At 63.1% G+C, this 25,517-nt stretch carries 20 protein-coding genes and 1 pseudogene; 11 read left to right on the top strand and 10 right to left on the bottom strand.

Going from position 1 to position 25,517, the window contains the following annotated elements; genetic code table 11:
- Window positions 1-322: 322 nt before the first annotated feature.
- Together NKI97_RS35635 and NKI97_RS33465 are read right to left on the bottom strand one after the other, a co-directional pair.
- Complete coding sequence (locus NKI97_RS35635) at window positions 323-613, bottom strand: DUF6894 family protein (protein WP_502907143.1); 291 nt, start codon at window positions 611-613, stop codon at window positions 323-325.
- 78 nt (window positions 614-691) lie between these two features.
- Window positions 692-883: a DUF3606 domain-containing protein gene (locus NKI97_RS33465; RefSeq protein WP_352448668.1), complete on the bottom strand. Its 192-nt coding sequence runs from the start codon at window positions 881-883 to the stop codon at window positions 692-694.
- 423 nt (window positions 884-1,306) lie between these two features.
- Between NKI97_RS33465 and NKI97_RS33470 the strand changes: the two genes are divergently transcribed.
- Window positions 1,307-1,606 carry a DUF1236 domain-containing protein gene (locus NKI97_RS33470; RefSeq protein WP_352747052.1) on the top strand — a complete coding sequence of 100 codons (300 nt, stop codon included), beginning with the start codon at window positions 1,307-1,309 and terminating at the stop codon, window positions 1,604-1,606.
- Window positions 1,607-1,742: 136 nt separating this feature from the next.
- Here NKI97_RS33470 and NKI97_RS33475 read toward each other — a convergent pair whose 3' ends face one another.
- On the bottom strand, window positions 1,743-2,381 hold the full coding sequence (locus NKI97_RS33475; protein WP_352448667.1) for a hypothetical protein: 639 nt from the start codon (window positions 2,379-2,381) through the stop codon (window positions 1,743-1,745).
- Between NKI97_RS33475 and NKI97_RS33480 the strand changes: the two genes are divergently transcribed.
- On the top strand, window positions 2,376-2,717 hold the full coding sequence (locus NKI97_RS33480) for a hypothetical protein (RefSeq protein ID WP_292663955.1): 342 nt from the start codon (window positions 2,376-2,378) through the stop codon (window positions 2,715-2,717). The genes NKI97_RS33475 and NKI97_RS33480 overlap by 6 nt on opposite strands.
- A gap of 63 nt (window positions 2,718-2,780) precedes the next feature.
- Here the strand turns inward: NKI97_RS33480 and ggt are convergent, their stop codons facing one another.
- The 3 genes from ggt to NKI97_RS33495 form a co-directional block, all read right to left on the bottom strand.
- On the bottom strand, window positions 2,781-4,517 hold the full coding sequence (gene ggt / locus NKI97_RS33485; protein ID WP_352838433.1) for a gamma-glutamyltransferase: 1,737 nt from the start codon (window positions 4,515-4,517) through the stop codon (window positions 2,781-2,783).
- 576 nt (window positions 4,518-5,093) lie between these two features.
- Window positions 5,094-6,386 (bottom strand): L-rhamnose catabolism isomerase, encoded by a 1,293-nt coding sequence (gene rhaI, locus NKI97_RS33490; protein WP_352838434.1) that lies wholly within the window; start codon window positions 6,384-6,386, stop codon window positions 5,094-5,096.
- Window positions 6,387-6,566: 180 nt separating this feature from the next.
- Window positions 6,567-8,669, bottom strand: a complete 2,103-nt coding sequence (locus NKI97_RS33495; RefSeq protein WP_352747040.1) for a bifunctional rhamnulose-1-phosphate aldolase/short-chain dehydrogenase — start codon at window positions 8,667-8,669, stop codon at window positions 6,567-6,569.
- Window positions 8,670-8,856: 187 nt separating this feature from the next.
- Between NKI97_RS33495 and NKI97_RS33500 the strand changes: the two genes are divergently transcribed.
- The 7 genes from NKI97_RS33500 (at window position 8,857) to NKI97_RS33530 (ending at window position 15,998) form a co-directional block, all read left to right on the top strand.
- A complete protein-coding gene (locus NKI97_RS33500; protein ID WP_023677380.1) occupies window positions 8,857-9,666 on the top strand; it encodes a DeoR/GlpR family DNA-binding transcription regulator in 810 nt (269 codons plus the stop codon).
- Between the two features lie 55 nt (window positions 9,667-9,721).
- Window positions 9,722-10,717, top strand: a complete 996-nt coding sequence (gene rhaS / locus NKI97_RS33505) for a rhamnose ABC transporter substrate-binding protein (RefSeq protein ID WP_352448664.1) — start codon at window positions 9,722-9,724, stop codon at window positions 10,715-10,717.
- A gap of 83 nt (window positions 10,718-10,800) precedes the next feature.
- Window positions 10,801-12,342, top strand: coding sequence for a sugar ABC transporter ATP-binding protein (locus NKI97_RS33510; protein WP_352838435.1), 1,542 nt, complete (start codon window positions 10,801-10,803; stop codon window positions 12,340-12,342).
- On the top strand, window positions 12,339-13,316 hold the full coding sequence (locus tag NKI97_RS33515; RefSeq protein WP_352838436.1) for an ABC transporter permease: 978 nt from the start codon (window positions 12,339-12,341) through the stop codon (window positions 13,314-13,316). The genes NKI97_RS33510 and NKI97_RS33515 overlap by 4 nt, the downstream gene beginning before the upstream one ends.
- On the top strand, window positions 13,313-14,314 hold the full coding sequence (locus NKI97_RS33520; protein WP_352448661.1) for an ABC transporter permease: 1,002 nt from the start codon (window positions 13,313-13,315) through the stop codon (window positions 14,312-14,314). The genes NKI97_RS33515 and NKI97_RS33520 overlap by 4 nt, the downstream gene beginning before the upstream one ends.
- Window positions 14,314-14,631, top strand: a complete 318-nt coding sequence (gene rhaM / locus NKI97_RS33525) for an L-rhamnose mutarotase (RefSeq protein WP_352838437.1) — start codon at window positions 14,314-14,316, stop codon at window positions 14,629-14,631. Before NKI97_RS33520 ends, rhaM begins: the two co-directional genes overlap by 1 nt.
- Window positions 14,628-15,998 (top strand): FGGY-family carbohydrate kinase, encoded by a 1,371-nt coding sequence (locus NKI97_RS33530; RefSeq protein WP_352838438.1) that lies wholly within the window; start codon window positions 14,628-14,630, stop codon window positions 15,996-15,998. The genes rhaM and NKI97_RS33530 overlap by 4 nt, the downstream gene beginning before the upstream one ends.
- A 36-nt stretch (window positions 15,999-16,034) precedes the next feature.
- On the opposite strand, the gene NKI97_RS33535 is transcribed toward NKI97_RS33530, so the two are convergent.
- The gene (locus tag NKI97_RS33535; RefSeq protein WP_352457738.1) at window positions 16,035-17,285 is read right to left on the bottom strand and encodes a D-amino acid dehydrogenase; all 1,251 of its coding nucleotides are present in this window, start codon (window positions 17,283-17,285) and stop codon (window positions 16,035-16,037) included.
- Between the two features lie 43 nt (window positions 17,286-17,328).
- On the bottom strand, window positions 17,329-18,324 hold the full coding sequence (galE, locus tag NKI97_RS33540; RefSeq protein ID WP_352448657.1) for a UDP-glucose 4-epimerase GalE: 996 nt from the start codon (window positions 18,322-18,324) through the stop codon (window positions 17,329-17,331).
- 265 nt (window positions 18,325-18,589) lie between these two features.
- Here galE and hemA point away from each other — a divergent pair, with 265 nt between their 5' ends.
- Entirely contained in the window at window positions 18,590-19,867 is a 1,278-nt protein-coding gene (gene hemA / locus NKI97_RS33545) for a 5-aminolevulinate synthase (RefSeq protein WP_352448656.1), read from the top strand.
- Between the two features lie 149 nt (window positions 19,868-20,016).
- Here the strand turns inward: hemA and NKI97_RS33550 are convergent.
- Both NKI97_RS33550 and mscL read right to left on the bottom strand, forming a co-directional pair.
- Window positions 20,017-21,178, bottom strand: a pseudogene (locus NKI97_RS33550) (pyridoxal phosphate-dependent aminotransferase).
- A gap of 111 nt (window positions 21,179-21,289) precedes the next feature.
- The gene (mscL, locus tag NKI97_RS33555) at window positions 21,290-21,712 is read right to left on the bottom strand and encodes a large conductance mechanosensitive channel protein MscL (protein WP_352457754.1); all 423 of its coding nucleotides are present in this window, start codon (window positions 21,710-21,712) and stop codon (window positions 21,290-21,292) included.
- A 232-nt stretch (window positions 21,713-21,944) separates the two neighbouring features.
- Between mscL and NKI97_RS33560 the strand changes: the two genes are divergently transcribed.
- Window positions 21,945-25,433 (top strand): PAS domain-containing hybrid sensor histidine kinase/response regulator, encoded by a 3,489-nt coding sequence (locus NKI97_RS33560; protein WP_352838439.1) that lies wholly within the window; start codon window positions 21,945-21,947, stop codon window positions 25,431-25,433.
- Window positions 25,434-25,517 lie beyond the last annotated feature (84 nt).

Here is a 25,517-nt window from a genome sequence, read left to right on the forward strand (position 1 = left end):
CCTCCACTCCAGCCAGCATCTTGAATCACAAAACCGACTGATCCGGAATCCCCTTCGATTCCGTCAAATCAGGAACCGCTCTAGTGCTCCCGCAGGTCTCCAATATGCTTCCGCCGCATGGCGTTGCGCATCGGCTAAACAAACGAAGCCCGCGCCTCTGGCGGAGGGCGCGGGCCGATCGGGTTGCACCCGATCTGCAGCAGAATCCTGGGAGGTTCCCGCTGCTTAAGATAACAATTAGAGACTTCTAATGTTCCGCGCCAGGGGAAGATGCCGCTGCACCAGAAATCTGATGATGGTCGGCGCGATGATGATCGAGCCGTCAGTTCGTGCGCAAGTCGATCTGGAAAATCCGCTCGTCGAAGTGCCGCGTTTCAACGGCAAAGGTCAAAGCCACTTCAAGGACCAGACCGCCACGGTCGTCCCGGACCTTGACTGCAATCCTGCGATGAGGAAGGCCATCCCTGGCCATCTCGGCCAATGTGCGAAGGGCTTCTTTCCTGACCAGCGGGAGATCGTCATATAACGTTCCCTGATCGTCGGAATAGACGATTCCGTCTTCATCGGAATCGAAGAAGTAGCGGGGCATTGCGCTTGGCCGAAGCGGCGGCATCCGGGCACGTTGTCGATAGCTGGCCGGATCTCGGCCGATCGCGATCAGCGCCTCTCCACCGTTGGCTTCACCGCCAGCTCATTTGCGCTCGCGCAATGCCTTCACCGCCTGCGAGAGGATCATCCGGTCGCCACCGGTCCTTTTGATCAGCTTGCTCACCTGGCTGGGCGAAACACCATTTTCCCGCGCGAAATGTTCGACCTCATAATATTCATCCGCCGAAACGCGATTGCGGTCGCTGAAGTCTCGCTTGCTCTTGTCATCGGCCATTTCCGCTCTCCTCGCCCCTTCTCTTCGCTTCAGGGGGGTCAACTTTGGTGCACACAGCAATTTGAGGGTTCGCCCGCCACAAAGTGACGCGCGAACCCTTATCGGCGCAGGAAGGGACAGGGCTGCGCAGATGCCGGGTTCGATCGGAATGGAAACAGCCAGGACCGGTGCGAGCAACCGTCGACCTTTTCCATGGAATCCTCCCGGAATGTGCAGCCAGCAACGGCTAGGTGCCGCGGCGGTTCCGGGTCACGCGGCAAACCCACCCTTTGCGCGCAAGGATCAGACTTAGGTCCTGCGGCGACACGTCGGTTGGTCCCTGCCGGGCGGGACCGAAGCCCCGTCGACGGAACGTTTTCAGCTGCCTTCCGTTCGAATGAGCCTTGGCGCGAAGAGCGGACCGAGTTCGCAAAGGAGACGACCATGAGAATGCATCTTTCCACCGCGGTGGCGGGTTTTTTGCTGCTGGCAGGCATCGGCGCCGCTGCGGCGCAAGACGTTGTCATCGAACCGCAGCAGGAAACGGTCATCAAGGAGTATGTGAAAAAGCAGCCGCTGGCCTCGGTGAAAATCCCTGGGGTGGAGCTCAACATCGGCTCGACGCTCCCCGATACCGTCGAGCTTCATGAAGTCCCCAGCGTCAAATACCGCTATGTCATCGTCGACAATCGCACCGTCGTCGTCGACCCAGGCACGCGCAAGATCGTCAAGATCATCGATTGACGTGAAAGTTCGGGCAGCCGTCGCCCGCCGCTCGGAAATGAGCGGCGGGCGACGTATGCGTTAGGCGGTTCCTCGGCGTCGTCGCTCAGCAGGAACCCGCCGTACCGTCGAGGGCCGGGGGGCCTCACAGGCAGTTTCAATGCGAACAATCAGCAGACTTTTTGATTCCCATGACCAGGCGGCGCGAGCCGTCGAAGCACTTCAGGCGGCAGGGATCGCCCGCCACGAAATCAGTGTCATCGGACCCTATGATGACGAAATCGGCGCCGTCTTGCGCGGTCCAGGCAGCGGTGCCGCCCTCGGCGCGGCGGCGGGTTTGTTGGCCGGCCTCGGCGCCTTCGATATCCCCGGCATCGATCCCCTCGGCGCGGGATGGCTGGCATCGGCCCTCGTCGGTGCAGCCTTGGGCTGCGTTGCCGACAGACTTTTCGGGACATCGCCCGGTATCCGCAAGCAGCCAGGCCAGCCGGATGCCGCACAAGGTGTGATCCTGGTGCTGGCGCATGTCGATGAAAGGCAGGCCGACGCCGCACAGGCGGTGCTTGGGGCTTCCGTTCAGGCAACGCAGTCTTTGGCCAGGGCGGCATGAAGATTCAGCTCGGGCAAAGCGCTTGACCAGGCCGCGCAGCGGGCGGCGATCCAAGCGCGAATTCAAAAATCTCTGGCAAGCCGCCGCCAGAAAGTGTTGAACACCGTGCCGATCACATTCGGCGAGCGGTTGCGCTCGGCGAGGCTTGATGATTTGCTGTCGGTTTGCGGAGAACGAATAATGCATGAGCCTGTCGGTCAAGACGAATATGGGTCGACCAGCCCGTTCGATCCGGACGATCTGTCGAGGTTGAACGCAATCGGCCCGAGCGCCGGCAGCAACGATTTCGAAAAATACGCAGTCGCCGTGATCATCGTGTTCGGCGCCCTGATCATCGGTGGCCTGATGGCTGCCGGCTTGAGCTTCGGGCGCCGCAGCACCTTCTTTTTCGCGCTTGGTGGCGCCACCGCGGCGTGGATATCCGGCAATGCGCTTCTGCTCGACCGGCCGCGCATCTACGCGCTGTTCGTCGGCATCGCGGCGCTGATGCTGATAGCGTCGACGATCGCGCTGGTCACCTGAAGCAAGGCGCAATCTTCTTGTTGACCATGATCTTATCCGAAAACCGGTTCCCACTTTTGGGGTTTAATACCCGATAGCCTTGCCGGCTGCGGCGCGGCTGTCGATGGCGCCGTTGTAGCGGGCGCCGCCACCCTTCTCGATTTCCGCCAGGCTCTTGCCGCCGACCAGGATGCCGGCCGCCTGGCCCCAGGTCGTGTCGGCAAGATCGAGGCGGTAGCCCATGCCGGTAAGCAGCTTTTCGGTATCGGGCGACAGGCCGAAAGGTTCGATATAGACCGTGTCGGGCAACCATTGGTGATGGATGCGCGGTGCGTCGATGGCCTCCTGGATGTTCATGCCGTGGTCGACGACGTTGACGATCGCCTCCAGCGTGATGGTGATGATGCGTGAACCGCCGGGGCTGCCGATGACCATGAACGGCTTGCCGTCTTTGGCGAGGATAGTCGGGCTCATCGACGACAGCGGCGTCTTTTTCGGCGCGATCGCATTCGCCTCGCCCTGGACCAGGCCATAGAGATTGGGCACGCCGGGTTTCTGGGTGAAATCGTCCATCTCGTTGTTGAGCAGGATGCCGGTGCCGGCGGCGACCACGCCGGCACCGAAAGAGCCGTTCAGCGTGTAGGTTACCGCGACGGCATTGCCGTCATTGTCGATGATCGAAAAATGCGTCGTCTCGTTGCTCTCGCCAAAGCCCTTCGGCATCAATTCCTGCGAGACGCCGGCCCGGAACGGATCGATCTTTTCGCGAATTTCCCTGGCGTAATTCTTGTCGAGCAGTTTTGCGACCGGATTGTCGATGAAACCGGGATCGCCGAGCGCCGAATTGCGGTCGACATAGGCGTGGCGCATCGCCTCGACCATGACGTGAACCGTCTCGGCCGAACCGGCGCCGAGATAGGACAACGGATAGAACTCAAGCACGTTGAGGATCTCGCAGATGATGACGCCGCCGGAGCTCGGCGGCGGCGAGGAAATGATCTCGTAGCCGCGATAATTGCAGGTCGCCGGCTTGAGCTCGCGCACCGCATAGTTTTCGAAATCAGCCCTGGCCAGAATGCCGCCCTTCTCGCCACTCGCTTTGACGATGGCGTCGGCGGTCGCGCCTTTGTAGAAGGCATCCGCCCCGCGTTCGGAAATGGCGGCCAGCGAAGCCGCGAGGTCGGGCTGAACAAGACGCTCGCCGACAGCATAGGGCTTGCCGTCCGGCTTGAGGAAAATGGCCGCCGCCGCTGGGTCCCTTGCCAACCGCTCCGCGCCGCCCTGGAGCGAGGCCGCATCGCCCTGCTCCAGCACGAAGCCTTCCTTGGCAAAGCGGATGGCCGGAGCCAGCAAGTCCTGCCGCGACAGCGTGCCGTATTTCTCCCGCGCCATCTCGAAACCAGCGACCGAGCCCGGCACGCCGACCGCCAGATAGCCGTCGAGACTGGCGCCTTTTACCGGCTTGCCGTCCTTGTCGAGATACATGGTTTTGGTCGCGGCCAGCGGCGCGCGCTCGCGAAAATCGAGGAAGGTCGAGCGGCCGTCCTTGAAGCGGATGGTCATGAAGCCGCCACCGCCGATATTGCCGGCGGTCGGATAGACCACGGCCAGCGCATAGCCGACCCCGACCGCGGCATCGACCGCGTTGCCGCCCTGCTTCAGCACCTCGACGCCGACCTCAGACGCAAGATGCTGGGCGGTCACCACCATGCCGTGCTCGCCCTTCGCCGGCTGCGGCGAGGCGGCATAGGCGAGGAAGGGTACGAAGGTCAGGGCGAGGGAAAGGCTGACGGCGATTAGGGTTCGGCGGGTGTTGTGCATGGCCGTTCTCCGAGCGTGGGGGTGTGCCTAGGAAACGCGCTTGGAGCGGTTGAGTCTACTGCGAAGATCGAAAGAATCGGGAGGGTTCGCACGCCTGTGCCGGTTCGCCTCGCAACCGCCGTTGCAATCTTTGGCGACTGCAACGGCATGGATCCTAGGGTCTCCGCTACGTCGCTTCGCTCCTGCTCCGCCCTAGGATGACGAAGGGAGGGAGGTATCGGCTAATCCCGAAAGTTTGCGATTTGCCAGCAGCCGCCAGCCTGCAACGTTTGCCATTGCCATCAGCCGCCAATCCCCAACATCTGCGATTAGCTGTAGGCCCTCACGCCTTCGTCATCCTAGGGCGGAGCAGGAGCGAAGCGACGTCGCGGAGACCCTAGCATCCATGCCGTAACTTCTGAGCGCCGCAGCGTTGGTAGCAAGGCCACGCTTCATCGCGGCTCTCAGAATTTTTCAGTTACACAGCAACTTTGTTCTTGCTTTGTGCCGGCAGCTATGCTACTAATTTGGATATGGTGCTAATTGGCTCCAATGACCCGCCCTCCCGAGGCGGGTTTTTCATTTTCACCCTCAACATCAAACAATCCCGCCGCCGACGCTCGCCACCGCCGGCCGTTCGGCTGCGACCTTCGCTCGGTAGCCGGCGGCGCGGTAGGCGGCGACCGGATCGATGGCGCCGCCGGTCTTCAGCCGCGCCATGGCAAGGATCGGCTCGACGTCGATGCGATAGACTGTCTTCAGCGTCTGCGTCGCCATCAGCGCGTCATTGGCGTCCTGGAAGCCTTCGAGCGCCTTGCGGTCGACCAGCAGCGCCTGGGCATAGGCGCGCTGCACCTCGACCGCCGACAACATCAGGCTTTCTATCGGATCGGTGACGTTATGGCTCTGGTCGAGCATGTGGGCCGGATCGAAACCTTCGGCACCGGCAAGCTCGGCATCGACCAGTTCATTGAAGACGAGGAACAGCCGGTAGGGATCGATCGAGCCTGCGTCGAGATCGTCGTCGCCATATTTCGAATCGTTGAAATGGAAGCCGCCAAGTTTCTTGAACTGGATCAGTCGCGACACGATCATCTCGATGTTGACGTTGGGGGCGTGATGGCCAAGGTCGACCAGACAGAACGCCTTGTCGCCAAGCTCTTTGGCGATGATGTAATTGGTGCCCCAATCCTGCACGACGGTCGAATAGAAGGCCGGCTCGTACATCTTGTGCTCGGTGAACAGTTTCCAGCCGTCCGGCAGTCCGGCATAGATCTCCTTCATCGCGTCGAGATAGCGCTCGAATGCCTTGGCGAAATTGACCTGGCCGGGAAAGTTCGAGCCGTCACCGATCCATACCGTCAGCGCTTTGGAGCCCAGCGTCCTGCCGATCTCGATGCATTCGAGATTGTGCTCGACCGCCTGCCGGCGTGTTGCTGCATCGGCATGCGACAGCGAGCCGAATTTATAGGAAAGTTTTTGGTCCCTGCCGTCGGAGAAGGTGTTGGAGTTGATGGCGTCGAAGCCGAGGCCGAAGCGGGATGCCGCCTGCTTCAGCCGGTTCGGATCGGCCTTGTCCCAGGGAATATGCAGCGAGACGGTCGGCGTCGCCTGCGTCAATTGCCGGATGACGGCGCAGTCCTCGATCTTGTCGAAAATGTCACGCGGCTCTCCGGCGCCGGGAAAGCGGGCAAAGCGGGTGCCGCCGGTGCCGACGCCCCAGGACGGGATGGCGACGGCGAATTTCTCGACCTTGTCGCGGATGGCGTCGATGGCGATGCCGCGGCGGTCGAGGCGCTCGCCGAGAGACTCGTAGTCGCGTCTGAGGTCGGCATCGCGCGCGGCATTGTGCCTGTCGACGAGGTCGGCGGAGATGATGGTTTCGGACATGGTGGTTTCCTCCCAATTTGCGTTGGTCGGCGCTGCCCCTCACCCTTACCCTCTCCCCATAAAAAACAAGGGGGAGAGGGGGATCACCGGCGTTGTAGCGCTTCCCTTCTCCCCGTCACTATACGGGGAGAAGGTGCCGGCAGGCGGATGAGGGGCAGCGCAACCCTCAAAGACGGTCGCTTATCGCGTAAAACTCTGTGCGTTGCCGGCGTCGACGTTGATGATGTTGCCGGTCGATTTGGCCGACATATCGGAGGCGAAGAAATAGATCGCCTCGGCGATGTCTTCGGGGAACACCGACCGCTTCAGCATCGAACGCGAGCGGTAGTGCTCCTCGAGATCGTCGGTCGACATCTTGTAGGCGGCGGCGCGCTGTTCCTTCCATTCGCCGCTCCAGATCTTCGAGCCGCGCAGCACAGCGTCGGGGTTGACGACATTGACCCTGATCTGCGCTTCCGCGCCTTCCAGCGCCAGGCAGCGTGCCAGATGGATTTCGGCGGCCTTGGCAGTGCAATAGGCGGCGGCGTTTGGCGATGCGGCAAGCCCATTCTTGGAGGCGACGAAGACGACGTTGCCGCCGATCTTCTGCGCCCGAAACAGCCGGAACGCCTCCCGCGAAACCAGGAAATAGCCGGTCGACAGGATGTCCATGTTCTTGTTCCACAGCGTCAGCGTGGTGTCCTCGATCGGCGCCGAGGAGGCCAGGCCGGCATTGGAGACCAGAATATCGATGCCGCCGAATTCGACCGCCGTTTCGGCAAAGCCGGAGATCACCTGATCCTCGGACGTGACGTTGATGACTACGGGCCGCACGAAATCCTTGCCATAGGCCTTGGCAAGCTCGTCATTGGCGCTGGCAAGGGCTGCTTCGTCGATATCGGCCAGCACGACGCACGCGCCCTCGCGCAGCAGCCGGCTGGCGGTGGCCCGGCCGATGCCGCCGGCGCCGCCGGTGACCAGCGCAATCTGGCCGGCAAGAGCCTTTGGTTTCGGCAGGCGCTGCAGCTTTGCCTCTTCGAGCAGCCAGTATTCGATGTCGAAGGCTTCCTGGTCGGGCAGGCCGACATAGGTCGAGACCGTCGAGGCACCGCGCATGACGTTGACGGCGTTGACGTAGAATTCGCCCGATATGCGCGCCGTCGCCTTGTCGCCGGCGAAGGTGAACATGCCAACGCCGGGCATCAGATAGACGACGGCGTTCGGATCGCGCACCGGTGGCGAATCCGCGTGCTTGCAGCGGTCATAATAGGCCTGATAGCCGACGCGATACTCCGCCACATCATCGGCAAGACGGGCAATGACGGCATCGACGTCGGGATTTTGGGGGTCGAACTCGATGACCAGCGGCCGGATCTTGGTGCGCAGGAAGTGGTCCGGGCAGGACGTGCCGAGTGCCGCCAGCGGCCGCAAATCCCTGGAATTGACGAATTCGAGCACGGCAGGGGAATCGTCGAAATGGCCGAGCTTGTGGCTGTTCTCCGAGATCAGGCCACGGATCCTCGGCATCAGTTTTGCGGCCACGGCGCGACGCGCAGGCGCATCGAGGGATTTGACGACTTCGCCGCCGAAAATCGGCTTGCCCTTGCTCTTGCGCTCGAACCAGTCGATCGCCTGGTTGATCACCGAGATCGTCGTCTCGTAGCATTCCTTCGGCGTGTCGCCCCAGCTGAACAGGCCATGACTGGCCAGTACGACACCCTTGGCTTCGGGGTTTTCGCGGCAGAATTTCTCCAGCCACAGGCCGAGCTCGAAGCCCGGACGTTTCCATGGCAGCCAGCCGATCGTGTCGCCGAAGATCTCCTTGGTCAGCGCCTGCGAATCCTTGGCGGCGGCAATGGCGATGATGGCATCGGGATGCATATGGTCGACATAAGGCTTCGGCACGAAGGCATGCAGCGGCGTGTCGATGGAAGCCGCGCGCGGGTTGAGGTTGAAGGTGCAATGGGGCAGATAGCCGACCATCTCGTCTTCATGTTCGAGGCCGCGATAGAGACCTTTCAGCGCGCGCAATTTGTCCATGTAGAGCGTGGCGAAGCCGTCGAGCTTGATCGAGGCGCTGTCGCCGCCCGAGCCCTTGACCCACAGCACTTCCACGCTCTCGCCGGTGAGCGGATCGTTTTGCCAGATCTTGGAGGAGGTGTTGCCGCCGCCATAATTGGTGACGCGCTTGTCGGAGCCAAGAACATTCGAGCGGTAGACCAGACGTTCGGGCTCGCTCATTGCTTGCGCTTTTGCGTCATCCCAAAGATTGGCGAGGCGCGTGCCGGAGCGCTTGTCGAGCATAGGTATCCTCCCTTTGGGACACGCAAACGGCGCGGGTCCCTTTTGTACGAATTTCTACGCAAGCGGCGGCCTTGTCAATCACAAACGATCAATATCAGTCATATTGCATTGCACAATGAAATTATCTGATCGGAAATGATTGACACTGCGCGCTTTGGGTGACTAGATGCTCCGGCAGGGAGGAACCATGCACGAGAAAGAGCGCCACAGGATCATTCTGTCCGCCGTCCAGGAAAAGCCTGTGGTGACGGTGCAGGAGATGGTCGACCTGACGGAGTCGTCGGAGGCGACGATCCGGCGCGACATCGCGGCATTGCATGTGCAAAAACGGCTGCGCCGGGTGCGCGGCGGCGCCGAGGCGCTTTCGCCGCCGCAGTTCATCGGCCTTGCCGGCCGGCCCTTTTCCGTCAACGAAACCATCAACGCTTCGCAGAAGCGGGCAATCGCGCGGGAAGCCGTGGATCTGTGCAAGGACGGCGAGCCGATCATCATCAATGGCGGCACCACCACCTTCCAGATGGTGCATTTCCTGACCGGCCGCCGCATGCCGATCTTCACCAATTCCTTCCCGATCGCGGAGCACTTGCTCAGGCACTCCAAGAACACGGTGATGCTGTCGGGCGGCACCATCTACCGCGAGCAGAACATCATCCTGTCGCCGTTCGACAATGACGTGACGCGCAATTTCTACGCGCGCCGCATGTTCATGGGCGCGCAAGGGCTGGGGCCGCTCGGTCTTATGGAAGGCGATCCGCTGCTGATCCAGGCCGAGCAGAAACTGATCGACCAGGCAGACGAATTGGTGGTGCTGGTCGATTCCTCGAAGTTCCGCAAACGCTCGAGCCTGATCCTGTGCGGCCTGTCGCGCATCGCCACGGTGATCACCGACGACGCCATCGAGGATCGCGAAGCCAAGATGCTGGAGACCGCCGGCGTGACGCTGATCATCGCCCGCACAACGGCAACCAACAAGGAAGAATCTTCGCTGCAGGCCTGAGAACCACTCACGCCCGCAGCGGCGATGGAATGCAACGCTCAAGGGAGGATATTCGATGAGCTTTCTGAAGAAATTGATGGTTACGGCGGCGTTCTCCGCCGCCATGTTCGTGAATGCCGCCTACGCCGAAAACGTCAAGATCGCGCTGGTGGTGAAGTCGCTCGGCAACGGCTTCTTCGACGCCGCCAACAAGGGCGCCGAAGAGGCGGCCAAGGAGCTCGGCGATGTCGACATCATCTACACCGGCCCAACCAAGGCGACCGCCGAAGCGCAGATCGAAGTGGTCAATTCGCTGATCGCCCAGAAGGTCAATGCCATCGCCATTTCGGCGAACGACGCCGACGCGCTGGTGCCAGTGCTGAAGAAGGCGATGCAGCGCGGCATTACCGTCATCTCGTGGGATTCAGGCGTCGCGCCGGAAGGACGCCAGCTTCACCTCAACCCCTCCGATACCAACCTGATCGGTGAGACCATCATCAAGCTGGCCGCCGACTACCTGCCGGAAGGCGGCGATGTCGCCATCCTGTCGGCTTCTTCGACCGCGACCAACCAGAATGCCTGGATCGACGCGGCCAAGAAGGTGCTGCCGGAGAAGTTCCCCAAGATCAAGCTCGTCGCCACCGTCTATGGCGACGACGACTCGGCCAAGAGCACGGACGAAGCCAAGGGCCTGCTGAAGTCCTATCCGAACCTCAAGGCGATCATCGCACCGACCACGGTCGGCGTCGTTGCCGCCGCGCAGGTGGTGACCGATGAAGGCCTGATCGGCAAGGTCAACGTCACCGGCCTGGCGCTGCCGTCGGAGTTCAAGAAGTTCATCGACAATGGCGCCAGCCAGGCGGTTGCGCTGTGGAACCCGATCGATCTCGGCTACTCCGCCGTCTACCTCGCCCACGACCTGGCGGTGAAGAAGGAAGAGGCCAAGCCCGGTGCTACGCTGTCGATCGGCCGCGTCGGCAAGGTCACGCTCGACGACACCAACTCGGCTGCGATGGCTCCGCCCTTCCAGTTCGACAAGTCGAACATCGAAAAGTTCTCCAAGATCTATTGATCCTGGGACCTTCGAAAGGGTGCGGCGGGGCTCAGGTTCCGCCGCGCTTTCAAACGAACCTTGCTACAGGGCTTGATACGATCATGGACACGACAGCCCGGCACGAAGTGGCACATGAAGCGCCTTTGTCATCCGGACCGCGCCTGACGCTGTCCGGCATCTCGAAAAGCTTTCCCGGCGTGCGGGCGCTGCACAATGTCGGCCTGTCGCTCTATCCCGGCCAGGTAACCGCGCTGATCGGCGAAAACGGTGCCGGCAAGTCGACGCTGGTCAAGATCATGACCGGCATCTACCAGCCGGATGCTGGCACGATCAGCATCGACGACCAGCCGGTCACACTGCCCAGCGCCCACGCCGCGTTCGGGCATGGCATCACCGCCATCCACCAGGAAACCGTGCTGTTCGACGACCTGACGGTGGCCGAAAACATCTTCCTCGGCCATGCGCCGCGCACGCGTTTCAAAACCATCGACTGGCGCACCATGCGCAAGAATGCCCGCGAGGTGCTCGACACGATGGGCGCCGGCCATATCGACGCCGACGCCAGGCTGAAGGATCTCGGCATTGCCAACAAACACCTAGTCGCGGTTGCCCGCGCCATGTCCATCGACGCGCGGATCGTCATCATGGACGAGCCGACGGCAGCGCTTTCGATGAAGGAGATCGAAGAGCTTTTCCTGCTGATCGAATTCCTCAAGAGCGACGGCAAGGCGATCCTGTTCATCAGCCACAAATTCGATGAGATCTACCGCATCGCCGACCGCTATACCGTGTTCCGCGACGGCGAGATGGTCGGCGAAGGCCTGATCAAGGACGCCGGCCAGAGCCAGATCGTGCGCATGATGGTCGGCCGCTCGGTCGATCACATCTTTCCGCAGCGCAAGGCCGAGATCGGCGCGCCGGTGCTGGCCGTCTCCGGCCTGTCGCACCCGACCGAGTTCGACGACATAGGCTTCGAGCTGCACAGGGGCGAAATCCTCGGCTTCTACGGCCTTGTCGGCGCCGGGCGCAGCGAGGTGATGCAGGCGATATCAGGCATCACCCGCACCAGCGGCGGCACGATCACGCTGGAGGGTAAGGCAATCGCGCCGAAATCGGCGGCGGATTCGATCTACGCCGGCATCGTCTATGTGCCGGAGGAGCGCGGCAAGCAAGGCGTGGTGATCGGCCTGCCGATCTTCCAGAATGTCTCGCTGCCCTCGCTCAAACGGACATCCAAATCCGGCATATTGCGGCTGGCCGAAGAGTTCGCGCTGGCCCGCTCCTATACCGAGCGGCTCGATCTGCGCGCCTCTTCGCTCAGCCAGGACGTCGGCACGCTGTCGGGCGGCAACCAGCAGAAGATCGTCATCGCCAAATGGCTGGCGACCGCGCCCAAGGTGATCATCCTGGACGAGCCGACCAAGGGCATCGACATCGGCTCGAAGGCGGCCGTGCACGGCTTCATGGCCGAGCTCGTCGCGCAAGGCCTGTCGGTGATCATGGTGTCGTCCGAATTGCCGGAAATCCTCGGCATGTCGGACCGCGTCGTCGTTATGCGCGAGGGCCGCATTGCCGCGGTCTATGACAATAAAGGGCTCGACGCCGAAACCTTGGTCAGGACGGCAGCGGGGATCGCGGCATGAAGGCTCTTCTCAAATGCCGCGAGGTCTGGCTGCTGGCGGCAATCGTCGTGCTGATCGGGCTGATCTCCACGCGGTTTCCAGGTTTTGCCGATCCGGCCAACCTGCGCCAGGTGTTCAACGACACGTCGATCCTGATGATCCTGGCGCTCGGCCAGATGGTCGTCATCCTGACCCGCTCGATCGACCTGTCGATGGCTTCAAATCTCTGCTTCACCGGCATGGTGGTGGCAATGCTGAACGCCGCGCATCCGGCGATCCCGATCCCGCTGCTGATCGTCATCGCACTTCTGATCGGCCTGGTGCTCGGCGCCATCAACGGCCTGCTGGTATGGCGGCTGAACATTCCCTCGATCGTGGTAACGCTCGGCACCCTCACCATCTACCGCGGCGCCACGTTCGTCATTTCAGGCGGCGCCTGGGTCAACGCCGACCAGATGAGCGCTGATTTCATCGGGTTGCAGCGCGCGGCTTTCCTCGGCATTCCGGTACTGTCGTGGATCGCCCTGCTGGTTATTGCACTGTTCTTCCTCGTGATGACTCGCACCGCGCTCGGCCGCTCGATCTATGCCATTGGCGTCAACCCGACAGCATCGGTCTATGCCGGCATCGATGTCGGCCGGACGAAATTCATCGTCTTCTGCATCTCGGGGATGATCGGCGGCCTCTGCGGCTATCTGTGGATCTCGCGCTACGTCATCGCCTCGGTCGAGGTCGCTAACGGCTATGAGCTCAATATCATCGCCGCCTGCGTCATCGGCGGCATTTCGATTGCCGGCGGCATCGGTTCGGTCGGCGGCGCGGTGCTCGGCGCGCTGTTCCTCGGCATCATCTCCAACGCGCTGCCGGTGATCAACATCTCACCGTTCTGGCAGATGGCGATTTCAGGCAGCGCCATCATCCTGGCCGTGGTGCTCAACGCGCGCGGCGAACGCCGGCAAGGCCGCATCATCCTCAAGAAGGCGGAAGCGGCATGACCGACACCCCTGCCCCACGCCATATTCCCGACCGGCTCGACAAGCCGCTGACGTCGGCGATCTTCTCATGGGAGGCGCTGCTGGTCGTCGTGGCGGTTGCCATCTTTGCCGTCAACAGCTTTGCCTCGCCCTATTTCCTCGACGCGTGGTCGCTGTCGGACCTGACCTTCAACTTCACGGAAAAGGCGCTGATCGCGCTGGCCATGGCGCTGCTGATCATCTCCGGCGAAATCGACCTGTCGGTGGCCGCCATCATCGCGCTGGCGTCAACAATGATGGGCATGGCGGTGCAGGCCGGCGCCGGCATGCCTGAACTGGTGGCAATCGGCCTCGTCGTCGGGCTCGGCTGCGGCGCCTTCAACGGACTGCTCGTCACCAGGCTCGGCTTGCCGTCGATCGTCGTCACCATCGGCACGATGAGCCTGTTTCGCGGCATTGCCTTCATCATCCTGGGCGACCAGGCCTACAAGGGCTATCCCGCGAGCTTCGCCTTCTTCGGCCAGGGCTATGTCTGGTGGGTGGTGTCGTTCGAACTGACGCTTTTCCTGATCGCGGCAGTCGTCTACTGGTTCCTTCTGCACCGGACGAGCTTCGGCCGCCGGGTCTTTGCCATCGGCAACAACCCGGTCGCGGCGCAGTTTTCCGGCGTACGCGTCGGCCGTATCAAATTCATCCTGTTTTGCCTGACCGGCCTGATGGCGGGCATCGCCTCGGTGCTGATCACATCGCGGCTCGGCTCGACCCGGCCGTCCATCGCACAGGGCTACGAGCTGGAAGTCATCACCATGGTGGTGCTCGGCGGCGTCAGCATCCTGGGCGGCGCCGGCAGCATTCTGGGTGTGGTGCTGGCCGCCTTCATCATGGGACTGGTGACCTTCGGCCTCGGCCTGCTCAACGTGCCGGGGATCGTTATGTCGATCTTCATCGGCCTGCTGCTGATCATCGTCATCGCGCTGCCGATCCTGTGGCGGCGAGTACGGCGGGAGCGCTTTGCCTGATGCCGGAGAAATACGCGTTCAAGATGAAGCTCAATCCGGGCATGAAGGCCGAATACAAGAGGCGCCACGACGACATCTGGCCGTCGCTGGTCGCGCTGCTCAAGCAGGCCGGTATCTCCGATTACTCGATCCATCTCGACGAAGAGACCAACACCTTGTTCGGCGTGCTGTGGCGCTGTGACGACCATGGCATGGACGAATTGCCGAAGCATCCGGTGATGCAGCGTTGGTGGGCCGAGATGGCGGACATCATGGAGACCAAGCCGAACAACGAGCCGGTGGCGGTGCCGCTGGAAACAATGTTCCATATGGAATGACCCGCCACGTCGCCGTCATCGATATCGGCAAGACCAACGCCAAGGTGGCGCTGGTCGATCTTGCCGCGGCAAGCGAAGTCGCGCTGCGCAGGATGGTGAACGAGCCGGTTCGGCAAGGCCCGTACCCGCACCATGACGTCGAGCGGTTATGGGCGTTTATCCTTGGCAGCCTGGCCGAGATCGATCGCGAGCAGCGCATCGATGCGATATCGATCACCACCCATGGCGCTACGGGCGTGCTGGTCGACGCATCAGGCGAACTGGCGCTGCCGGTGCTCGACTACGAATTCGACGGGCCGGATGCCCTTGCCGGGGACTATGACACGATCCGTCCGGCGTTCTCCGAGACCGGCACGCCGCGCCTGCCGGCCGGCCTCAATCTCGGCGCGCAGCTGTTCTGGCAGCAGAAGCGCTTTCCGGCGGATTTCGCCAGAACCGCCGCGATCCTGATGTATCCGCAATACTGGGCCTTGCGCCTGACCGGCGTCGCCGCCAGCGAGGTGACTTCGCTCGGCTGCCACACCGATCTGTGGAACCCGTGGAAAGCGGATTTTTCGTCGCTGGTCGACCGGCTGCAATGGCGCCGGCTAATGGCGCCGGTGCGGCAGGCCAAGGACCGCTTGGGCCCGATCCTGCCCGCTCTCGCGCGGCAAACCGGCCTCGACCCGCAAACGCCGGTGTTTTGCGGCCTGCACGATTCCAACGCCTCGCTGCTGCCGCATCTCCTGTCCGACAGACCGCCTTTCTCCGTGGTCTCGACCGGCACCTGGGTGGTGTCGATGGCAGTCGGCGGCAACAAGATCGCGCTCGACCCGGCACGCGATACGCTGGTCAATGTCAACGCGCTCGGCGATCCCGTGCCCTCGGCGCGCTTCATGGGTGGCCGCGAGTTTTCCGTGCTGACCGAGGGCCAATCGGAGAACTGGACGGAAGACGATGTTGCCACGGTGCTAGCGCGCAAGACGTCCCTATTGCCCTCGACCCAACAGGGTTCGGGGCCGTTTCCGCATCATACCGCATCATGGCTTAACGCGGACGGTATGAGCGTCGGCCAGCGCTTTGTCGCCATCTCGTTCTACCTGGCGCTGATGACCGCGACCTGCCTCGACCTGATCGGCGCGGACGGTCCCACCATCGTCGAAGGACCCTTCGCCCGCAACCGGCTGTTCACCCGCATGCTGGCTGCGGCGGCGGCGCGCGCCGTCATTGCCTCCGAGGCTGCGACAGGCACCAGCATCGGCGCCGCCTTGCTGGCGTCGGACCAGGGGACACCGCAAGGCAGAGGCGAAAGGACCGAACCGTCGGCCGATCCACTCTGGACCAGTTACGTGCGCTCCTGGCGTTCGGCGGTCGACGAACGAACCTGACCGCCGAGCTCATGGCGCCCTGATGTCTGGAGATGCCTAGTTCCTGTAGAGCAATCCTTGCGGATCGATCTCCGGCTTGCGGCCGGCGACCACGTCAGCAAGGAATTTTCCCGAACCGCAGGCCATGGTCCAGCCGAGATGGCCGTGGCCGGTGTCGAGGTAGAGATTGTCGTACCGCGCCCGGCCGATGACCGGCACGGAGTTCGGCATCATCGGGCGAAGTCCAGCCCAGAGCTCAGCCTTGCTCTCGTCGAAAGCGCCGGGGAACAGGTCCTTGCCGGTGTTCAGGATCGAGTTGAAATCGCGTGGCTTGAACGTGCGGTCGAACCCGGTGAACTCCGCCGTCGAGGACATCCGCAGCCGATTTCCCAGCCTGGAATAGCCGATCAGCCGGTCCTCGTCGGCGCCGCCCATGATCGGCCCCTTGCTTCCATCTTCCAGTGGAACAGTCACGGTATAGCCCTTCACGGGATAGACGGGCAGGTCGATGCCGTAGCGGCGGCCGAGCAGACCGCTCTCCGGCCCCATGGAAATGACCACCGCGTCGCCGATTATCGGGCCGGCCGAGGTCATCACCGCGCGCACTCGGCCACCGTCGATGTCGAGGCCTTCGACAGTGGTGCCGTAGAGGAATTGGACGCCGAGTTTCTCGGCGGCATAGGCAGCGAGGCGCTGCGTGAATTGGCTGGAGTCGCCGGTCTGGTCGATCGGCGAATAGACGCCGCCGGCTATCTTGTCCTTGGCGCCGGCAAGGCCGGGCTCGAGCTCGACCAGCCGTTCGCGGCCGACGATCTCGATCGGCAGGCCGTGTTCGCCGAGATAGCGATAATTGTCGGTGCCGGTATCGAAGCTCTGCTGCGAGCGGAAGAAATAGAGAATGCCTTTCTTGCGCTCGTCGTAGTGGATGCCGGTTTCGGCGGAGACGGCGTTGATGCAGTCGCGCGAATAGAGCGCCAGACGCAGCTTGACGTCGGTGTTGGCGCGCATGCGCTTATGCGTGCATTGGCGCAGGAAGCGCAGGCTCCAGGCGAAAAAATACGGATCGAAGCGCAGCCGCACCTTGATGCCGAGATCGTGGTTGTAGAGGCCGCGCAGGAACGTCTTCAGCGCGGCGGGCGAGGCCCAGGCGGTGGCGTCTCCGGGCGACACCAGGCCGGCATTCGACCGGCTGGTGCCGCGTGCTGCCGCCGGATGGCGCTCGATCACCGTCACCTCATGGCCGTCGCTGGCCAGATAATAGGCCGCCGCCGTACCGACGACGCCGGCCCCAAGCACCAGGATTTTCATTCCGCCCCCAGCGCGCTGAACCAACCTTTGCGGAGAGCCCACTTCACCCCAGAGCCGAATTCTTGCTGGTCAGGATGCGCTCCCAGGCAAGCGCATCGGCAACTATCTGGTCGAGGTTGTCGCGCTGCGGGGTCCAGCCGAGCTCGCCGCGCGCCAGCTCCGAATTGGCGACGACCGCGGCGGCGTCGCCGGCGCGGCGATCGCCCATCCGCACGTCGAAATCATGGCCGAAGACGCGGCGGACGCTGTCGATGACCTCGAGCACCGAATAGCCGTGGCTGTAACCACAATTGGCGACCAGGCTCGATCCGCCGGCACGCAGCCGCTGAAGCGCCAGCCGATGCGCCGCCGCCAGGTCGCTGACGTGGATGTAGTCGCGCATGCAGGTACCGTCCGGTGTCGGATAGTCGGTGCCGAACACCTGCATGAAGGGGCGCTTGCCGAGCGCCGTCTCGCAAGCGACCTTGATCAGATGCGTGGCACCGGGCGTCGATTGGCCGGTGCGGCCCTTCGGATCGGCGCCGGCGACGTTGAAATAGCGCAGCGCCGTATAGCGCAACCCATGGGCAATCGCCGCGTCGCGCAGCATCCATTCGCTCATCAGCTTGGACAGGCCATAGGGCGATTCCGGCGCAAGCCGGGCATCCTCGCGCACCGGCTCCAGGCCGGCGCCGCCATAGACGGCGGCGGTCGAGGAAAAGATGAAATTGGGCACGCCTTCGCGCACCGCGGTCTCGATCAAGGTGCGCGTCTTGCAGGTGTTGTTCTCGTAATAGGCAAGCGGGTCGGCAACCGATTCGGGGACCACGATCGAGCCGGCGAAATGGATGATCGCGTCGACCTTATTGTCGCGAATGATCGAGGCGACCAGTTCCCTGTCGGCGACGTCGCCGACGACGAGCTTTGCTTCCGGGGCCACCGCCCATTCAAAGCCGGTGGAAAGCCGGTCGAGGACGACGACGTTGTCGCCCGTGTCCAGCAATTCCCAGACCATATGGCTACCGATATAGCCGGCCCCGCCTGTCACCAAAACCGTCATCCGCATCCTCGCTATTCATGATTTGTCGGAACTGTCTCAATCGTCGCCGTACTGGAAAATCTGCCGCCAGGCCATTAAAACCTGCGGTAACCAGTCTCATCGGCGCGTGGCATTGTCCTGAAACAAGATTGATCCACATCAAGGGAATAGGCCACGTTCCGTGGTCGTTAGGAACAGGCACGGGGCGTGGCATTTTGACCAAAAAGGCCAGGTGGACGCCGAAAAGGCCAATGACTATGATCCCGCGCAAAACTGGGAAGGCGACATGAACTATCAGCGGTTCTTCGAGGAAGCGATCGACCAGCTCCATGCGGAGCGTCGCTACCGCGTCTTCGCCGACCTTGAGCGTATCGTCGGGAAATTCCCGCGCGCCATCTGGCGCGCCAATGGCCGCGCCGAGGAAATCACCGTCTGGTGCTCCAACGACTATCTCGGCATGGGCCAGCATCCCGACGTCATTGCCGCGTTCCAGAAGGCGGCAGGCAAGATGGGGTCGGGGGCCGGCGGCACCCGCAACATTTCCGGCACCAGCAACCCGCTGGTCGAGCTCGAACTGGAGCTGGCCGACCTGCACGACAAGGAAGCCGCACTGGTTTTCACCTCCGGCTTCGTTTCCAACGAGGCGTCGATCTCGACCATTGCAAAGCTGCTTCCCAATTGCCTGATCATCTCGGACGAGCTCAACCACGCTTCGATGATCGAGGGCGTGCGGCGCTCAGGCGCCGAGAAGAAGATCTTCCGCCATAACGACGTCGCGCATCTCGAAAGCCTGCTGCAGACGGCCGGCCGCGAGCGCGCCAAGCTGATTGTCTTCGAGAGCGTCTATTCGATGGACGGCGACATCGCGCCGATCAAGCAGATCGTCGATCTCGCCGAGCGCTACAACGCCATGACCTACATCGACGAGGTCCACGCCGTCGGCATGTACGGGCCGCGCGGCGGCGGCATCACCGAGCGCGAAGGGCTGGCCGACCGCATCGACATCATCGAGGGCACGCTGGCCAAGGCGTTCGGTACGCTTGGCGGCTACATCGCCGGCAACACTGCGGTGATCGACGCGGTGCGCTCCTATGCGCCGGGCTTCATCTTCACCACGGCGTTGCCGCCGGCGATCGCCGCCGCGGCAACCACCTCGATCCGCCATCTCAAGCGCTCGCAGGCCGAGCGCGATGCGCAGCTGCGTCAGGCGACACGGACCAAGCAAGTGCTGGCCGCGGCCGGCCTGCCGGTGATGGAGTCGCCTACCCACATCGTGCCCCTTCTGGTCGGCGATCCCGAGCTCTGCAAGATGGCCAGCGACCGCCTGCTCGGTGTGCACGGCATCTATATCCAGCCGATCAACTATCCGACGGTGCCGCGCGGCACCGAGCGGCTGCGCATCACGCCTACACCGTTCCATTCGGACGCGTTGATTGCGTCCCTGCAGGACGCGCTGGTCGAGACATGGGATGCGTTGGGGATTCCCTACGGTTCGGCGGGCCGACCGTCGGTCGCCAAGAGCGACCGCGTCATTCCGCTGCTGGTGCCGAAGTCGGGCGGCTGAAGCCCGTTTGAAACTCTACTGCGGCGGCCATCTGACGCGGCTTTCTGCGCTTCCGGTGCTCACGGACCGAAATGTCCGCTGCGCTCCGGTTCTCGAAACCCACGCCAGCTGACTGCCGGAGCGAGTTTCAACTCGGGCTTCGAGGCAGCTCACACACTCTTCATCCATTTCGCCAGCCGGTGTGCGGCTTCCTCGAGCTGGTCGAGGCGGCGGTGGAAGCACAGCCTGAGGAAGGCTTCGCCGCCGGGGCCGAAGGCGGTGCCGGGAGCCAGGCCGACATTGGCGCGGTCGACCATGTCGAAGGCGGCGGCGCGGGAATCGGAGATGCCGTCGACCGCGAAGAACAGATAGAATGCGCCCTGCGGCACGGTGAACCGCGCCCTGCCGGTCGTAGCGAGAATGCCGCAGACCAGGTCGCGCGCCGCCCTCGCCCGCTCCACCTGCTCGACGATGAAGGCGTCGCCCTCATCGAGGGCAACGACGGCGCCGCGCTGCATGAACTGCGCAACGCCGGACGTCGAATACTGGACCAGGTTCTCGAACACCTGCTGCAAGGCGGGATGGATCTTGATCCAGCCGATGCGCCAGCCGGTCATCGCCCAGTTCTTGGAAAAAGAATTGACGAACAGGATGCGATCCTCATCGGCCATGATGTCGATGAAGGACGGCGCGCGGCCATGGCCGTAATGAAACAGCGAGTAGATCTCGTCGGCGATGATCCACAGGCCCCTTTCACGGGCAAGGTCGAGGATCGCCTGCAGCGTCTCCTTGTCGGCGGTCCAGCCGGTCGGGTTGGACGGCGTGTTGACGAACAGCGCCTTGGTCCGTGGCGTGATCGCCGCTGCGATCTTGTCGGCATCGCAAGACCAGCCATTGCCCGACTGGTCGAGCGTGACCGCGACCGGCACGGCGCCGGCGACGCCGGCGGCGGCGGCGAAGTTCGGCCATGCCGGCGACAGGTAGACGAGTTCGTCGCCCTTGCCGGCCACCGCATCGATGGCCATCTGGATGGCGTGCATGCCGGAGCCGGTGACGATGAATTCCTCGTTGGCGAAAGTCTTGCCGAAAGGTATAGTAGCGGGCGAGCGCCTGCCTGAGTTCGGGAATGCCCCGCTGCCAGGTGTAGAAGGTCTCGCCGCCGGCGAGTGCCTTGGCGGCTGCATCGGTGATGAAGGCAGGCGTCGGCAGGTCGCCCTCGCCGGCCCAGAGCGGGATCATGCCGTCGCGGCCGCGGCCACGGTTCATGACGGCGACAATGCCGCTTTCAGGCGCCGCCCGCGCTTCGGCGCGCAGAGTATCGATCAGGGTCATGGATGGGTCCGTTTTCGTTTGCTCGACTGCTAGCGTGTTTCAGGGCGGACGAAAACAGAAAACCCCGGCCGCAAGCGACCGGGGTTTTGGTCCAGAAAGTTACCGCAGGCGCTACTTTCTGGCGAGGAGATCGCGAATTTCGGTGAGCAGCGCGACGTCGGCCGGCGGCGGAGCGGCCGGGGCGGCCGGTTTTTCACGCTCCAGCCGCTGGCGCAGATTGTTCACCGCCTTGACCATCACGAAGATGATGAAGGCGAGGATAAGGAAGTTCAGCGCCACGGTGATGAAGCTGCCATAGGCGAAGACCGCGCCCTGTTTCTTTGCCTCAGCCAGCGATGTGGCGTTAACGGCCGAGGACAAGGGCAGAAAGTAGTTGTTGAAGTCCAATCCGCCCAAAATCGCCCCGATGACCGGCATGATGATGTCGTCGACCAGCGAGGTGACGATCTTGCCGAAGGCAGCGCCAATGATGACGGCGACGGCCAGGTCCATCACATTGCCCCTGGAAATGAATTCCTGAAATTCTTTCAGCATTCGACCCTCCTTGTCCTGACCGGCCGTGCTGCCGTCCACGCCTCGGCATCGACCGGCGGGCAGAATAGCAAAAACCTGCGGTTGCGACAGGCGCAAAGACGTGTTTCCCCGGCCTGGATTGCGCGAAGCCGCGGCCATAATGCGCCGAAAGCCGCGATGGACTCGGTGGCCAAGCTGTGATTGCGTCTGCAAGGCCGGATGAAAAAATCGGCGCAGGGAGGAAGTTCGAGCCGTGCAGGGCTGGTTCATCGTCATCATCGCGATCGCCTATGTGACGTTGCTGTTTGCCATCGCCAGCCTGGGCGACCGGCGCTCGACTTCATCCGGGCCTGGCCGCGCCCGGCCCTTTATCTATGCGCTCAGCCTCGCCATCTACTGCACCTCCTGGACCTTCTTCGGCTCGGTCGGGCTGTCCTCCGAGCGCGGCCTGGAGTTCCTCGGCATCTATATCGGACCGGTGCTGGTGTTCGTGTTCGGCTTTCCGCTGCTGCAGCGCATCGTCAGGCTGGCCAAGACCGAGAAGATCACCTCGATCGCCGACTTTCTCGGTGCCCGCTACGGCAAGAGCTTCGCTGTCGCGGCGATCGCCACGCTGATCGCGACCATCGGCGCCGTGCCGTATATCGCGCTGCAATTGAAGGCCATCTCCGGCTCGGTCAGCCTGATGGTCGAGCACTATACCGGCTCGCCGCCGTCGTTCGATCCGTTCGTCAGTGACATCTCGCTGGTCGTGGCCATGCTGCTGGCGCTGTTTGCGGTGCTGTTCGGCACGCGCCATGCCGATGCCACCGAGCACCAGGACGGGCTGGTGCTGGCTGTGGCGGTCGAGACCGTGGTCAAGCTCGCCGCCTTCCTGGCGATCGGCCTGATGGTCACGTTCCTGATCTTCGGCGGGCCAGGCGATATGTTCGACCAGCTCGCCGAAAACACGCAGGTGCGCCAGGCGATGGGCTACAACACCTCGCTCGCTACCTGGCTGGTGCTGACATGCCTAAGCGGCTTTGCCATCCTCATGCTGCCGCGCCAGTTCTACGTCACCATCGTCGAAAACCGCAGCGAGGCCGAGCTGCGCACCGCGACATGGGTGTTTCCGCTCTATCTGGTGGCAATCAACCTGTTCGTGCTGCCGATCGCATTGGCCGGCCTGGAACTGGTCGGCCCCAGGACCAGCAGCGACCTTTACGTGCTGTCGCTGCCGCTGTTCAGCGGCCACGACGTGCTGGCCATGGCCGCCTTCATCGGCGGGCTGTCGGCGGCGACCGCAATGGTGATCGTCGAAAGCGTCGCGCTGTCGATCATGATCTCCAACGACCTGGTCATTCCGCTGTTCGTGCGCCGGCTGCTGCGGACCACGACATCCGAGAACGAGGACTGGTCGACGCTCATCCTCAATGTACGGCGGGCGGCGATCTTCATCATGCTGTTCATCGCCTTTCTCTACTACCGCGAGAGCACCAACAGCGCGCGGCTGTCCTCGATCGGCCTGATGTCGTTCGCCGCGATCGCGCAGTTCGCGCCGGCAATGATCGGCGGCCTGGTCTGGCGCGGCGCCAACGGAAGGGGTGCGGCGCTTGGCATGGTCGCCGGCATCGTCGTCTGGAGCTATACGCTGCTGCTTCCCTCGCTCATCGCGCCCGATACCGGCATCCTCGTCCACGGCCTGTTCGGCTTCGATGCATTGCGGCCGCAGGCTCTTTTCGGCACCGTCGCCGAGCCGCTGAACCATGGCGTGCTGTGGAGCCTGTCGATCAACACGCTGTTTTTTGTGTTCGGCTCGCTGTCGCGCGCCTCTGTGCCGCTGGAACGCATCCAGGCGTCGATCTTCGTGCCGCGCGAAGCGGGTCCGCTGCCCAGCCTGCGCCGCTTCCGCACCACCATTACCGTTAACGATCTCAAGGACACGATCGCGCGCTATCTCGGTGTCGAACGCACCGAGCGGTCCTTTCACTCGTTCGAAAAGAGCAGCGGCACTTCACTGCTCGGCAACGAACAGGCCAGCATGGATGTCATCCGCTTCTCCGAGCAGCTTCTGGCCAGTGCCGTCGGCTCATCCTCGGCTCGGCTGATCCTGTCGCTGCTGCTGCGCCGCAACGACCGCGAATCCAAGGACGCCTTCCGCCTGCTCGACGACGCCACCGAGGCGCTGCAGCACAATCGCGATCTGCTGCAGATCGCACTCGACCAGATGGAACAGGGCATCACTGTCTTCGACCGCGATTTCCGGTTGATTTGCTGGAACCGCCAGTACCGGGCGCTGTTCGACCTGCCCGACGAGATGGGCCAGGTCGGCGTCTCACTCGATCGTATCCTGCGCCACCTTGCCGAGCGCGGTGACATACCGGCAGACCAGCGCGTCACCATGCTCAACCGCCTGACCAGCTTCGTCAGCCCATGGCAGATGGAGCTGAAGACAAGCGGGCGCATCCTGGAATTGCGCTCCAATCCGATGCCGGACGGCGGCATCGTCGCCACCTACGCCGACATTTCTGGACGCGTCGAGCAGGATCTGGCGCTGAAGCGCGCGAACGAATCCCTGGAACAGCGAGTGAAGAGCCGCACCGCCGAGCTCACCCGCGTCAATGAGGAGCTGGCGCAGGCGCAGATGCTGGCCGAGGAGGCCAATCTCGGCAAGACCCGCTTCCTCGCTGCCGCCGGCCACGACATCCTGCAGCCGCTGAACGCCGCCCGCCTCTATTGCTCGTCGCTGATCGAGAAGACCGGCAAGGGACCTGCCGGCAAGGCGGCGATGAACATCGAATCGTCGCTGGAATCGGTCGAGACCATCCTCGGCGCGGTGCTCGACATTTCGCGCCTCGATGCCGGCGCGATGAAGCCGGACGATACGAGCTTCGGCCTCGACGGGCTGCTGCGCCAGATCGGCAACGACTTCCGGCCGCTTGCCGCCGAAAAGAAGCTCGAACTCTCGATCATGCCGTCGTCGCTCAGCGTCATGACGGACCGCAATCTGCTGCGCCGGCTGATCCAGAACCTGGTTTCCAACGCCATCAAGTATACGCGCCGTGGCCGCATCCTGGTCGGCGCGCGGCGGCGCGGCGAACTGGCCGAGATCCAGGTTATCGACACCGGCATCGGCATTGCCGGCGACCAGCTGAACACCGTGTTTCGCGAATTCACCCGGCTCGACGAGGGCGCACGCGAGGCGGAAGGCCTCGGCCTTGGGCTCTCCATTGTCGACCGCATCGCCCGCGTCCTGCGCCTCGAAATCCGGATCTTCTCCAACCCAGGCAAGGGCACACGCTTTTCCGTGTTGCTGCCGGTGGTGGCCGTGCAGGCACCGCGGCGCGAGGCCGAGGCGAAGCCGCCTGCCCGTGCCGCGGCCTCGCTTGCCGGGCTCCATGTGCTCTGCATCGACAACGACGCCCGCATCCTCGACGGCATGCGGCTGCTGCTCGAGGGTTGGGGCTGCAGCGTCGACACGCTTTCCGGCGCGGAGGATCTCGAGAGGTCCGGCATGCATCGGCCGGACATCGTGCTTGCCGACTATCATCTCGACAACAGGACCGGCCTCGAATTGATCGCCCAGTTGCGTGCGATCCATGGCGAGGACCTGCCGGCCGTGCTGGTCACCGCCGACCGCTCCAGCGAGGTTCGCGCCGCTGCCGGCAGGCTCGACGTGCCGGTGATCAGCAAACCACTGAAACCGGCGATGCTGCGCTCGATGATGGCCAGGGTCAGGCCGCTGGCGCCGGCGGCCGAATAGACTAGAGCGGTTCCTGATTTGACGGAATCGAAGGGGATTCCGGATCAGTCGGTTTTGTGATTCAAGATGCTGGCTGGAGTGGAG

Origin of the sequence: Mesorhizobium sp. M0296 (assembly GCF_040321675.1) — a bacterium.
In the GTDB taxonomy this organism is placed as follows: Bacteria; Pseudomonadota; Alphaproteobacteria; order Rhizobiales; family Rhizobiaceae; genus Mesorhizobium.